The sequence below is a fragment of the Salinispora fenicalii genome (assembly GCF_000514815.1).
In the GTDB taxonomy this organism is placed as follows: Bacteria; Actinomycetota; Actinomycetes; order Mycobacteriales; family Micromonosporaceae; genus Micromonospora; species Micromonospora fenicalii.
Genome location: NZ_AZWQ01000008.1, coordinates 1 through 12,758 on the forward strand (window position 1 = coordinate 1; position 12,758 = coordinate 12,758).

The following is a 12,758-nucleotide window of genomic DNA, read 5'->3' on the forward strand; positions in this document are numbered from 1 at the left end:
AGACAGCCGGTCCAGCCGCAAACGACGACCTATGGGCGGCACGCCCATACGAGGGGTCACCCCTCCGGCCCCAAGGGCGCTACGCGCCGCCTGCGACCGCCCCACAGGCACCCCTTGACCCCGGAGCCCACTNCGCGGCCCCGCAGACACCGACACCGGGCAGACACCTGACAGCGCCCCACCCGCCACCGCACCACCCAAAGCAGCCAAGACGACCGAAGCCTGTCCAGAAACAACCAGCAGAAGGCGACTCACGAAGTAGATCTGGTCCAAAACTGCTTCACTAAATCAAGAAGCGGCCCGGCAGCCGATCAAGCCACCACGCGGGAGGCCGCGACAATCGCTCACCGATGTTGAGCCAGTCAGTGCGCCCGGCGATCGAGGCCATGCTGCGCAAGCGCGACCTGGCACCGAACAACCAACTCACCCGGCTGCCAGAACGACTATCCAGCACATTGGATTACACTTCCTATATTTCGATTCATTACAGACCCCCGACGGCAACGCTGACGGCAACCGGGGCGTACCGCCAAGCACTTCTAGACACGAAGTAGCAAAGTCAGTACGCTCCGGAGTGGCAAACCAAGGCTTAACAACTACCCAGCAGGCGACCAACAGCAAGCTGATCCTGGAGGATCCGGATGAAGAGCATCAAGAATTGACCCAGGAGGTCAGTTCAAGCGTTCACCCTTTGGGCCTGGATTTTATTCGGCCGAATCACCCAATGCTTGAAGCGCCCCAAAGATCTCCCACCCAACAGCCTGTACGTTCTCACTGTAGAAGCCATATCTATTATGAAACGCCTCTTCCGACGAGTGATTCAAAAAGGCAAGCGTCAGAGATCCACATAGCGCTCGAAGGTCGGGGTAGCTTAGCGGCACATCAATGCTTTCTCGCGACCGAAAGTCCACTTCCCAACCCCTCAGTTCGAGGAGCCCCAACGAGGCCTCTCCGGCCACAGCGGCAACTACTTTAGAAGAGTGACTGCCGCCGTATAAATCGACAAGAACCCTCCTGACCAGCTCAAACTGAATAGGGGTAAGCGTGAGAATATAACCGTCACTCGAACTTCTCAGGCCAACTCTTCGATACATGAGACCTCAACTCTACGCAGTCCCCACCCGACCGCATCGGGTCTGCTGGCGGTGTACCTGCTGACCGGTGGGGTACCGCTGGCACTGCCATAGGAGGCGTGCTCCACACCCGGTACGGCTGTACGCGCCGAGGGTTGACGCGGGCCCTGCCCGTACGGCGAGTAGTTTCGATGCCCTACCACTCCCTTCCTGGCACTGGCGGAGGCAGCCCGCCCTTGGTGTATCCGGTCGGCACCTCGTCGGCCGGGAGGGCCCCGACGGCAGGCAGCGTGTACTACTCATGCCAACAGTCGCCCCTCCTAACCGCGCACAGTGATCAGGGTGGCCCAAGGCCAAATCGACAGTTATCTTCGCTGCATGGATCGGCAGGCGACCTCGACGTTACGGGCCCAACCGCAGACCAAGCTCCCGCGACGGGTGGATGTCGCCGTCGTCGGTGCCGGGCACAACGGGCTGGTGTCGGCGATCCTGCTGGCCCGAGCCGGGCTGGACGTGCTGGTGCTGGAGGCGGCCGACGTGGTCGGCGGCGCGGCCCGCACCGAGACACCGTTTCCCCGGGTGCCGGAACTGCGCCACTCCACCGGGTCGTACCTGCTCGGGCTGATGCCCCCAGAGCTGCTTGCCCGGCTCGACGTCCGCATCCCGGTGCTGCGACGGGACCCGCACTACTTCCTGCCCACCCCGGGCGGGCCCGGCTCGCCGTACCTGCTCTTCGGCGGTGACCCGAACGCGACCCGGCGGCAGTTCGCCGAGTTCTTCTCCCCCGCCGATGTCGCCGCCGACGCCGCGCTCCAGGCCGAGCTGGCCGCACTGCGCGCGGACCTGGCGCCGGCCTGGCTGGCCGAGCCGCTGCCGGTCGAGGAGACCGCCGAACGGTACGTCCGGCCGGCGCTACGCCAGATCTTCGTCGGCCTGGTACGCGGCTCGGTCGTCGACTACCTGGCCCGCTTCGACTTCCACTCCGAGCTGCTGGTCAGCATGTACGCGGTGACCGACGGCCTCTCCGGGGTCAACGCCGGCCCGGACGATCCCGGCACCGGGCACAACTTCCTGGTTCACAACATGTGCAGACTTCCCGGCTCCGACGGCACCTGGATGATCGCCAAAGGGGGCATGGGCACCGTCTCCCGGACCTTCGCCGACGCCGCGCGCGCCGCCGGCGCGACCATCCACACCGGTACGCCGGTCAGCGCGATCACCCTCCACGGGGGTACGGCCTCCGGTGTCCGGCTCGCCGACGGGCAGAGCGTTGCCGCGTCCGTGGTGCTGGGGGCCTGCGACCCGTACCAGCTGATGGGGCTGCTCCCCGACGGCGCGCTCCCGGCGGCGCTGACCGACCGGATGACGGCGGTCCGCCGCCCCGGCACCACGCTGAAGCTCAACCTGGCGCTGACCGGGTTGCCGCGCTTCTCCTGCCTACCGGAAGGCGCCCCCAGCCCGTTCGGGTCCACCATCCACCTGCTGCCCGGCTCCGCCCCCGACGGTGCCCGGGACACGCCGCTGGCGGGGCTGCGCGCGATGTGGGCCGACGTGCGGGCCGGGCGGCTGCCCCAGGAGCCGACGATCGAGTGGTACCTGCACACCACCGTCGACCCGACACTCTCCGACGCCGCCGGGCACCACTCGTCGGCGCTCTTCGTGCAGTCGGTGCCGTACGCGTTGGCGGGCCGCACCTGGGAAGAGGCGCTACCCGGGTACGTGGCGCGGCTGGTGGCGATCTGCGAGCGGTACGCCCCGGGCACCGAGGCCCTGATCGCCGACGCCGTACCGCTGGCCCCACCCGGCATCGAGGCGCACTTCGGCATCACCGGTGGGCACATCCACCACGTGGACAACACGGTGTCGTTCACTGACCGGATGCCGTACGCCACCGGGATCGACGGCGTGTACGCGGGCAGCGCCGGCTGTCATCCGGCGGGCAGCGTCATCGGTGCGTCCGGCCACAACGCCGCCCAACGGATCCTCACCGACCTCGGGCGGTGAGCAGCGCCAAGTCAAACAGCGGCGGTGTGCGTTGACAGTGCTTCGCGTGACCTGCCGCCGCGCGGCCAGGTCGCGGTAGTCGCTGTGCCGCGGCCGGGACGATCTGCCATCGATGCGGGCGCTGATCCACGGCGCGGCGCCGGACCGAACGGGGATCAGGTCGTCGTCTCGACGACCGGGGCGGGGGACTGCTCATCGACCCGCTGGGCACGGATCTTGTGCCCGACGCTGGTCAGGCACCGCCCGCTGGCCAGGTCGAAGCGCCAGCCGTGCAGCTGGCAGGTGAGCTGGTCGTCCGCCACGACGCCGAACCGGCTCAGGTCCGCCTTGAGGTGCGGGCAACGCCGCTGCACCACCCAGTCGCCGAGGGTGATGTCCTCCGCGTCGACCGCCCGTTCGTGCTCGTCGTACCAGCCCTCGGCGTACTGCAACCGCTCCTGGGAGAGGCACTTGAAGAAAGCGTAGACGAACTCGTTGTACTGGCCGATCCGCGCCGCAGTGAACCGACAGGACAGGAAGAGCGAGTTGACCCAGTCGACCTCGCCGATGTGCAGCAGGTGCTCGATCAGCGCCCGCTCGGTGCGGAACCGGTAGCGCACCTTCTCGTCGGCGTACGGGCGGACCTGCTTGCCGGGGAAGTCCACCACGATGGACTCGATGGTCTCCGCACCCGTATCGTCAACCTCGACCAGGTCGAAGCGGACCGGGCCACCGACCCCCTTCGCCAGATAGATCGACTCGTTGAGCAACGGCTCGATGCGGCGCTGCATCTCCCTCAGGACGTCCACCTCCGGGTGCCGCCAGGACGCCTTCTCGGCCGCGATGATCGGCCGCTTGCGCTCGCGCATCTCTTCGAGTTGGGCGAGCTTGTCGGCGAAGAACTCCGCCACCGGCACCGGTTGGGTGGTCTCGCAGCCGTCGGCGGTGACCTCGGCGACGCTGCCCGGCAGCAGCACCACCCCGTTGGTGCCGCCGACCTTGGCGTACTCGTCCAGGAACACCGACTGGTCGGGGAAGATGTTGCCCTCGTCGCCGTGGATGTCGTTGAACTGCCACAGCGCGTCGTCGAGGAAGCACGGCGGGCCGGCGATCGGGAAGACGTGGTCGGCCTTCAGGTCGTCGATGTAGCGCCAGGTCCGGTCGAACTGCCGGTCCCGCTTCTGCTTGCCGAACGCGGTCTTGGCGGTGTTCGGCAGCTCGTAGACCATGGGATACCAGATCGCCCCGGAGAACTGGAGCAGGTGCGCGTGCACGTGGCCCAGTTCGGTAAAGAGGCTCAGGTCGGTGGGGCGGGCGTCGTTCTGGTTGAGCAACCGGACCCCGTCGTGCTCCACCCAGAGCGACGAGTCGCCGATCGGTCCGTCGGTCGGGCTGGTCAGCGCCTGGATCATGACCTTGAGGCCGCCGCCCAGGTCGACGACCTCCTCGTTCGGCGCCTTCAGGAACTGGGTGAAGCCCAGTTCCTGAAGCTCGTCCTCCATCTCCGAGGTCGGAAAGGCGGGCAGCAGTACGGTAGCCCGCTTCGACACGTACCGCTTGAGGTGCGCCGCGTCAAAGTGGTCCCGGTGCAGGTGTGAGACGTAGAGGTAGTCAACGTCGCCCAGCGTCGCCCAGTCGAGTTGGGAGTTGTCGGGGAACGGAAACCACGAGGCGAAGTACGCCGGGTTGACCCACGGGTCGCAGAGGATGCTCCCCGCGGGAGTGTCAATCCGCATGCTGGCGTGCCCGGTACCGGTCACTCGCACCGCAGTTCTCCCTGAACAGACATAACAAGTTCACGTCGGAACCTACCGGAGCAACTCTTGCTATCACGTCACGATGCTGGTATTACCGCCCATTAGCGACAACACCCTTCGTGTCGGCCGGCACGGGCTCCCGGCGTCCCAACGACTCCGGCCCGGGAGATGGTCGGACCCAGCGCCGGGGCCGCTACGAGGCGTGCCAGACTTGACCGCAGATCAAATCGCGAGGGAAGGACCGACAGTGGCAGGAAGCGAGCCGGTTACGTCTCCGGACCAACACAAGCCCGGGCACCGCAAGTCCGGACGGATCGGCGCGGTGGTCGTCGCGCTGTCGCTGCTGGCAATGATCTGCGGTAACCACGAGGGCAGGGTCGAGGACATCTGGCTGATCGGCCTCGCCGTCCTGCTGCTGGCCATCGTCGTCGGCGACATTGTGCTCCGGCGCAACGGGCTTCGCCAGTAGCCCGCGCAGTCAGCCACACCACCGTGGCCCGCTCCCAGAATTAGGGAGCGGGCCACGGCGTTTCTGAGTCAACGACCGAGCAGAACGTCCTGCACATCCTTCAGGGCGGCGTCAACTTCCGCCTCGAAGTAGCCGCCCTGCACCAGGCCGAAGCGGAGCGTGCCCAGGTCGTGCGGGTTCACTGGCATCGGATTCCGCCCCTGCATCCCACCGAGCAGGCTGTCGAAGAAGCGGTCAACCTGGTCCGGGTCGTACCCGCTGCCGAAGCGACGGACCTGGAAACTGCGGCGAATCTGGTCAACCCGGTAGAGGTCGCTGCCCGGCGGGCCAGCCATGGGCGGACCCCCCATCGGCGGACCAGCTGCCCCGGGTGGCGCCACCATCGACGGCCCGGGGACCGCCGGTGGGCTGCCCAGGCCGGGCGGCGGCGGAGGCGGCCCAGTGGGTGCGGGTGGGCTGGGGACGGCCGGCGGGCCGCCGAAGCCGGGCTGCGGCGCAGGCGAACCGCCCATCTCTCGCCCTCGCTCCGGCATTCGCATCTCGGTCGTCATGTCGGCACGCCCGTGCCGACCTGCCTCGAACCCGTCAAACCGCGGCTCGTCGGGGCCGTAGCCGCCGGTAGCCGGGCCGCGTGGCGGGCCACCGGGACCGTGCGGGGCGGCCGGACCGCGCGGTGGTTCGTAGCCGCCGTGAGGGGCATCGTAGCCGCCGCCGGGGAAGGAGCCGGTCGTTTCGTCGCGCCGGCCGTACGGGCCACCGGGCTGCGCCGGCATGAACCGGGGTGGCATCGGCTGTTGCTCCGGCGCGACGCCGCGCTCGTCGTGTCTCGGTGGGCCCATCCGATCCGGCGGGCCGAACTGGTCGGGCGGAACCATCCGGTCCGGCGGAACCATCCGGTCCGGCGGAACCATCCGATCCGGCGGAACCATCCGATCCGGCGGAACCATCCGCTCGGGCGGGTGGGGCTCGGCGACCGGAGCTGAGAGGCCGCCCTGCTCCTCCAAGTCGGCGAGCTGCCGCTCGACCCGGTCGAGGTGCAGATCGACCTGCCACTCGTCATAGCCGTTGAATCGGACCCGGAAGACGACGTCGTGAACCTCCTGCGCGGACACGGGCGCGCCCACCGGTTGCCCATCCAGCGTGGCCTCGACCCGGTCGAGGAAGACATCCACCTCGTCAACCTTGTATCCCCGGCGCAGCGACTTACGCCGGAAACGCTGACCCTGACTCGCCACTATGTCTCCTGGTCTCGTTCGCTCCACCGGGTCTCCCCGGCCCCCACGCTCTCATTGCCCCTCGGCCGCGGCGAGCTGGCCACACGCTCCGTCAATCTCACGCCCCCGGGTGTCCCGCACTGTCGTGGAGACCCCGGCGGCGCGCAACCGCCGGACGAACTCCCGCTCAACCGGCTTCGGGCTCGCATCCCAGCGGCTACCCGGAGTGGGGTTGAGCGGGATCAGGTTCACATGGGCCAACCGGTCGGATAGCAGCCGCCCAAGCAGGTCGGCTCGCCACGGCTGGTCGTTCACGTCCTTGATCATTGCGTATTCGATCGACACGCGACGTCCCGTGCGGGCCACGTACTCCCAGGCCGCCTCCAGCACCTCGGACACCTTCCAGCGCTGGTTGACGGGCACAAGTTCGTCGCGCAGCTCATCATCGGGCGCGTGCAGCGACAACGCAAGGGTCACGGAGAGGTCTTCGCTGGCCAGTCGACGGATGGCAGGGACCAGACCCACCGTGGAAACGGTGATGTGCCGCTGAGACAGCCCCAGCCCTTCCGGCGCGGGCGCCACCAGCCGGCGAATCGCCGCCACCACCCGGTTGTAGTTGGCCAGTGGCTCCCCCATCCCCATGAACACCACGCGAGACAGCCGCGGCGGGGACCCGGCGACAGCGCCCGAGGCGGCCACGCCGGCTAGGTAGACCGCCTGGTCGACGATCTCGGCGGTGGAGAGGTTGCGGGTCAGGCCCGCCTGGCCGGTCGCACAGAAGGGGCAGGCCATCCCGCACCCCGCCTGGCTGGAGAGACAGACTGTCACCCGGTCCGGATAGCCCATCAGCACGCTCTCGACCAGCGAGCCGTCGTGCAGCCGCCAGAGCGCCTTATGGGTGGCACCGTCGTCACACGCCAGCTCCCGTACCGGCGTCAACAGGGTGGGCAGCAGCTGGTCGGCCAGCTTCTCCCGAGTCGCCGACGGCAGGTCAGTCATCTGCTCCGGGTCACGGACCAGGCGACCGAAGTAGTGGGTCGACACCTGCCGAGCCCGGAACCGCGGCTCACCCAGCTCCGCAACTAGAGCCTGGCGGCCGGCGAGATCGAAGTCGGCGAGGTGCCGCGGAGGCATCGCCGCGCGGCGGGCGGGGGCATCGGGATTGACCGGGGTCAAGGGCAGACTTGTCATGACCTATCCAGTCTGTCACGCCGGAACCGGAACGCACCGCTGTGGATCCGCCAGCCTCGCCCCGGAGCGGCCGGCAACGCTGGTGGAAGCGGGGCGTGCCCGACGGTGAACAGCGGGTGACCCACGGCTCAGCCCGTCACCGGGACGAAGAGCGCAAGCAGCAGGTACGCCGTCGGGAGGGCGAAGAGAACCGAGTCGAGCCGATCCATTAGGCCGCCATGCCCCGGCAACAGGTTACTCATGTCCTTCACCCCGAGATCTCGTTTGATCATGGACTCGGCCAGATCACCCAGCACGGCCGCGGTGGAGACAGCCACCCCGAAGAGCGCTCCCCACCAGGGCGCCACATCGAAGAGCAGCCAGATCAGCAGGGCGCCGCCGAGGGCCGCCGCGCCGAGCGAACCTGCCAGCCCCTCCCAGGACTTCTTCGGGCTGATCGTCGGGGCCATCGGATGCCGACCGAAGTTGGCTCCGGCCGCGTACCCACCGGTGTCGGAGAGCACCACCGCGACCATTGTCACCAACACCCGCAGCGCCCCGTCCTCCGCCGCGACCATTAGCGCGGCAAACCCACCGAGAAACGGCACGTAGACAGCGATCAGGGTGGTCGCGAGGGCATCCCGGCGGAACCCGGCCAGCCCGTCACCCAGTCGCCACACCAGGGCGCCGAGCACCGTGACGACCAACCCGAGGGTCAACGCATCGGGCCCGGCGAACCAGGCCAGCCCGGCCACCAACACGCTCCCCGCGGCCAGCGGGACCAGCGGCGGGTGGACCCCCGCGCGACCGACCGCTCGGGTCATCTCCCAACAGCCGACCGCCAGCGCCCCTGCAACGACCACCACGAAGGCGAATGGGTAGAGGAAGAGGGGCACAAGAATGAGGGCGCCGAGGGCAACCCCCACTCCGATAGCCGCCGGCAGGTTACGGCCGGCCTTGCCGGACGACCGCTGCCGGGCAGCAGCGCCGGTGGCACGACGCCGTCCCGGCCGACGCCGCCCCCGCGGTGGCGGCTGCGCGGCCGGATCGTCGTTGTCCCGAACCGGCTGGAGGTCGTCGTTGTCCCGAACCGGCTGGAGTTGGGCCGTGGGATGTTCGGAGCCGACCGGGGCGTCCCGGACCGGAGCCTGTTGCGCCGTCGGATAGTCCCGGTGGTCGGCGGAGGCGCGGTCGTCGGCGGAGGCACGGTGGTCGCTACTCGGGAGCCGGCCGGTTCCACCCGTCGGCTCCGCTGGCGACCAGCCATGCCGGCCGAACCCGCTGCCCCGCACCTCCGGCTCGAGCTCCCGATCGGGCCACGGTACGGCGGAGGCCGGCCGTTCCCAACCGTACGGTTCGGCACTGCCGTGTGGGTCAACGGGGGACATCACGCACCGGGAGGGGAGACGTAACCGACGACCAGACGCACAACCACAACCATGTCCCCTACCCGAATGATGTTCCTCTGGTTGACCGACGGGTCGGCCAGTCGATCCCCGCCGTCACCGCCGGGTGCCCGAGAATCGAGCCGAGCCTACTGCACTCGCCACCCCGGCATCCGCAACCGCCTCCGCCGACCCCAACCAGCCACTGGGACGGCCGGTGCGACGACGAGCCGCGACAGAAGGGCGGCACCGGCGACCCCGAAGGGCGTGGTCGCCGGTGCCGGTCAGCAGTCGGGCAGCGAGGTCAGACCTCGAGCAGCTCGGCTTCCTTGTGCTTGATCAATTCGTCTACGGTGCCGACGAATCGCTGAGTCAGATCGTCTAGCTCCTTCTCGGCACGGCGCCCGTCATCCTCGCCGACCTCCCCGGCCTTGACCAACCGGTCCAGCTCCTCCTTGGCCTTGCGGCGGATGTTGCGGACCGCCACCTTGGCCTCCTCCCCCTTGTGCCGAGCCACCTTGATCATCTCGCGGCGGCGCTCTTCGGTCATCTGCGGGAGCAGAATGCGCAGCTGGTTACCCTCATTGTTGGGGTTTACCCCGAGGTCGGAGTCGCGGATCGCCTTTTCCATGGCGTTGGTCTGCGAGGTGTCGTACGGCTTGATGATGACCATTCGGGGCTCCGGCACCCCGATCGACGCCATCTGCGGCAACGGGGTCGGGCTGCCGTAGTAGTCGATGATGATCTTGGAGAACATGGCGGCGTTGGCGCGGCCGGTGCGGATGGCCCCGAACTCCTCCTTGGCGTGCTCGATGGCACGCTCCATCTTCTCCTCGGCCTCGAGGAGGGTTTCGTCGATCACCGTTCTCCTCGCCTCCTTCTCTGCTCGTCGTGGCTGGTCGTGTCGGAGGACCGTCGAGGTCGAACCGCTCAGGTGGTGATCAGGGTGCCGATCTTGTCGCCACCCACGGCCCGGGTAATGGTGTCGTCGCCCTGGGCGCCGAAGACCAACATCGGCAGGCCGTTCTCCATGCAGAGGCTAAACGCGGCGGCGTCAGCGACCCGCAGATTGCGACGAAGCACCTCGGAGAAGGTGATCGAGTCGAACTTGCTGGCGGTCGAGTCGATCCGCGGATCCGCCGTGTAGACCCCGTCCACCCCGTTCTTGCTCATCAGCACCACATCGGCCCGGATCTCCAAGGCACGCTGCGCGGCGACGGTGTCGGTGGAGAAGTACGGCATGCCAGCACCGGCCCCGAAAATCACCACCCGCCCCTTCTCCAGGTGTCGGATGGCACGCAGCGGAATGTAGGACTCGGCGACCTGGGCCATCGTGATGGCGCTCTGCACCCGGGTCTCGATGCCCTCCTTCTCCAGAAAATCCTGGAGGGCGAGGCAATTCATCACCGTGCCAAGCATGCCCATGTAGTCGGCCCGGGCCCGGTCCATGCCCCGCTTCTGCAACTCGGCGCCCCGGAAGAAGTTGCCTCCACCGACCACCACCGAGACCTGCACGCCGCGCCGGACCACGGTCGCGATCTGTTGGGCGATGGCCTGAACAACATCGGGATCAACACCGATCGCGCCCCCACCGAACACCTCGCCGGAGAGCTTCAGCACCACCCGACGCGCGCGGCCAGGAGGCGGCGCCGTCGGATCCTCCGCCAGCAGACTCCGGTCACTCACAACCTGTGTCATCCTCCCCGCCCTTCACCATGCGTACGCCCCACGTGCCGCGAATCGCCGCCACCGACCCTATGTGACGAGGAGGCCGCGGTGCTTGACACGTACACCGGCGACCTCCTCGTCCACGTTCCCGTCCCGAGCGCCGGCAAGCGCTCGGGCTCGGCTCAGGCCTGGCCGACCTCGAACCGGACGAAGCGGGTGACCTCGACACCGGCCTCGGCCAGAACCTGCCGCACCGACTTCTTGTTGTCGGTGACCGATGCCTGCTCCAGCAGGACGAAGTCCTTGAAGAAGGAGTTCACCCGACCCTCGGTGATCTTCGGCAGCGCCGCCTCGGGCTTGTTCTCCTCCCGGGCGGTCTGCTCGGCGATGCGCCGCTCGGACTCGACGACCTCCACCGGCACCTCGTCCCGGGTCAGGTACTTCGGGCGCATCGCGGCGATCTGCATCGCCACACCACGCGCGTCGGCGTCACCCGCCTCGTCGGTCTTGCCGGTGTACTGCACCAGCACACCGACGGCCGGCGGCAGATCCTGCGCCTTGCGGTGCAGGTAGACCGCGACCGTGCCGTCCAGCTTCGCGAACCGGTTCAGTACCAGCTTCTCGCCGATCTTGGCGGACTGCTCCTGGACCAGCTCGGCGACGCCCTTGCCATCGATCTCACTGGCCAGCAGTTCCTCGGCGTTGCTCACGCCGGTGCGCTCGCCGTGCTCGACCAGCTGCTGGGCCAGCGCGACGAAGCTGTCGGTCTTGGCGACGAAGTCCGTCTCGCAGTTGAGCTCCAGCAGGGCCTTGCCGGAGTGCGCGACCAGACCGTTGGCGGCGGTCCGGCCAGCCCGCTTGCCGACATCCTTGGCGCCCTTGACGCGCAGAACCTCGACGGCCTTGTCGAAGTCGCCCTCGGCCTCGGTCAACGCCTTCTTGCTGTCCATCATGCCGGCGCCGGTGAGGTCGCGGAGCTTCTTGACATCCGCGGCGGTGAAGTTGGACATGACTCTCTCTTCAGTGGTGAGACTGCGGGTGGGTGGTCTGGGATGACGATGTACCCGGACCCCGCCGAACAGCGGGGACGGGTGGGCGGTCACTCCGCGGCGGCTGCCGCCGGCTGCTCGTCGGTCTTGGCCGGCTGCTCGTCGGTCTTGGCCGGCTGCTCGTCGGTCTTCTTCGGCTGCTCGAGCAGCTCGCGCTCCCACTCGGCCAGCGGCTCGTCGGTGGCGACCCCCGCCTCCGGCTTCTCGTCGGTGCCCCGGCGGCGGCCAGAACGGGCGATCAGGCCATCGGCGACGGCGGCGGCCACAACCTTGGTCAGCAGCTCCGCCGAGCGGATCGCATCGTCGTTACCCGGAATCGGGTAGTCGACCTCGTCCGGGTCACAGTTGGTGTCGAGTACCGCGATGACCGGGATGCCCAGCTTGCGGGCCTCGTCAACGGCGATGTGCTCCTTCTTCGTGTCGACCACCCAGATCGCGGCCGGGAGCTTCTGCATGTCCCGCAGACCCCCGAGAGTACGCGACAGCTTCCCCTTCTCGCGGTTGAGCTGCAGCGTCTCCTTCTTGGTGTAGCCGGCCGCGGTGCCGCTCAGGTCACCGAGGGCCTCCAGCTCCTTCATCCGCTGGAGCCGCTTGTACACCGTCTGGAAGTTGGTCAACATGCCGCCGAGCCAGCGGTGGTTGACGTACGGCTGGCCAACCCGGGTCGCCTGCTCGGCGATCGCCTCCTGCGCCTGCTTCTTGGTCCCGACGAAGAGGATGCTGCCCCCCTCGGCGACCGTCCCGCGCACGAACTCGTACGCCTTCTCGATGTAGTCGAGGGTCTGGCGCAGGTCGATGATGTAGATACCGTTGCGCTCGGTGAAGATGAAACGCTTCATCTTCGGGTTCCAGCGCCGGGTCTGGTGCCCGAAGTGGACACCACTCTCGAGCAGCTGGCGCATGGTCACGACGGCCATGGTTACTCCTTGCATCCCTGGTTGTTCCGCCCGGCCGGCGGCTGGGCGTCCTGGCGCCCGGTCGTCGGCCGTG

General features: G+C 68.2%; 10 protein-coding genes. 2 read left to right on the forward strand and 8 right to left on the reverse strand.

Features of this window, described 5'->3' with window-relative positions; all coding sequences use genetic code 11:
- The first annotated feature begins 1,451 nt into the window (after positions 1 to 1,451).
- Entirely contained in the window at positions 1,452 to 3,077 is a 1,626-nt protein-coding gene (locus B116_RS0100005) for a phytoene desaturase family protein (RefSeq protein ID WP_027658824.1), read from the forward strand.
- A gap of 155 nt (positions 3,078 to 3,232) precedes the next feature.
- On the opposite strand, the gene B116_RS0100010 is transcribed toward B116_RS0100005, so the two are convergent.
- On the reverse strand, positions 3,233 to 4,822 hold the full coding sequence (locus tag B116_RS0100010; RefSeq protein ID WP_027658825.1) for a Rieske 2Fe-2S domain-containing protein: 1,590 nt from the start codon (positions 4,820 to 4,822) through the stop codon (positions 3,233 to 3,235).
- A gap of 193 nt (positions 4,823 to 5,015) precedes the next feature.
- Between B116_RS0100010 and B116_RS0100015 the strand changes: the two genes are divergently transcribed.
- The gene (locus B116_RS0100015; protein ID WP_026321701.1) at positions 5,016 to 5,282 is read left to right on the forward strand and encodes a DUF2631 domain-containing protein; all 267 of its coding nucleotides are present in this window, start codon (positions 5,016 to 5,018) and stop codon (positions 5,280 to 5,282) included.
- 68 nt (positions 5,283 to 5,350) lie between these two features.
- Here B116_RS0100015 and B116_RS0100020 read toward each other — a convergent pair whose 3' ends face one another.
- The 7 genes from B116_RS0100020 to rpsB all read right to left on the reverse strand — a co-directional run bounded on the left by B116_RS0100020 (position 5,351) and on the right by rpsB (position 12,685).
- Positions 5,351 to 6,517, reverse strand: coding sequence for a DivIVA domain-containing protein (locus B116_RS0100020; protein ID WP_027658826.1), 1,167 nt, complete (start codon positions 6,515 to 6,517; stop codon positions 5,351 to 5,353).
- Between the two features lie 51 nt (positions 6,518 to 6,568).
- The gene (rlmN, locus tag B116_RS0100025) at positions 6,569 to 7,687 is read right to left on the reverse strand and encodes a 23S rRNA (adenine(2503)-C(2))-methyltransferase RlmN (RefSeq protein ID WP_018722109.1); all 1,119 of its coding nucleotides are present in this window, start codon (positions 7,685 to 7,687) and stop codon (positions 6,569 to 6,571) included.
- Positions 7,688 to 7,815: 128 nt separating this feature from the next.
- Positions 7,816 to 9,054, reverse strand: coding sequence for a phosphatidate cytidylyltransferase (locus B116_RS0100030; protein ID WP_027658827.1), 1,239 nt, complete (start codon positions 9,052 to 9,054; stop codon positions 7,816 to 7,818).
- A gap of 301 nt (positions 9,055 to 9,355) precedes the next feature.
- Entirely contained in the window at positions 9,356 to 9,913 is a 558-nt protein-coding gene (frr, locus tag B116_RS0100035) for a ribosome recycling factor (RefSeq protein WP_018722111.1), read from the reverse strand.
- A 68-nt stretch (positions 9,914 to 9,981) separates the two neighbouring features.
- Positions 9,982 to 10,749, reverse strand: a complete 768-nt coding sequence (gene pyrH, locus B116_RS0100040) for a UMP kinase (RefSeq protein ID WP_033661872.1) — start codon at positions 10,747 to 10,749, stop codon at positions 9,982 to 9,984.
- 152 nt (positions 10,750 to 10,901) lie between these two features.
- Complete coding sequence (gene tsf / locus B116_RS0100045; RefSeq protein ID WP_027658828.1) at positions 10,902 to 11,729, reverse strand: translation elongation factor Ts; 828 nt, start codon at positions 11,727 to 11,729, stop codon at positions 10,902 to 10,904.
- A gap of 89 nt (positions 11,730 to 11,818) precedes the next feature.
- Positions 11,819 to 12,685, reverse strand: a complete 867-nt coding sequence (gene rpsB, locus B116_RS0100050; RefSeq protein WP_018722114.1) for a 30S ribosomal protein S2 — start codon at positions 12,683 to 12,685, stop codon at positions 11,819 to 11,821.
- Positions 12,686 to 12,758: the final 73 nt, after the last annotated feature.

Excerpts from the sequence above, each read along its gene's own strand:
- B116_RS0100005 (WP_027658824.1), top strand. The coding sequence starts at position 1,452 with ATGGATCGGCAGGCGACCTCGACGTTACGGGCCCAACCGCAGACCAAG.
- rlmN (WP_018722109.1), bottom strand. The coding sequence starts at position 7,687 with ATGACAAGTCTGCCCTTGACCCCGGTCAATCCCGATGCCCCCGCCCGC.
- B116_RS0100030 (WP_027658827.1), bottom strand. The coding sequence starts at position 9,054 with ATGTCCCCCGTTGACCCACACGGCAGTGCCGAACCGTACGGTTGGGAA.
- pyrH (WP_033661872.1), bottom strand. The coding sequence starts at position 10,749 with ATGACACAGGTTGTGAGTGACCGGAGTCTGCTGGCGGAGGATCCGACG.
- tsf (WP_027658828.1), bottom strand. The coding sequence starts at position 11,729 with ATGTCCAACTTCACCGCCGCGGATGTCAAGAAGCTCCGCGACCTCACC.
- rpsB (WP_018722114.1), bottom strand. The coding sequence starts at position 12,685 with ATGGCCGTCGTGACCATGCGCCAGCTGCTCGAGAGTGGTGTCCACTTC.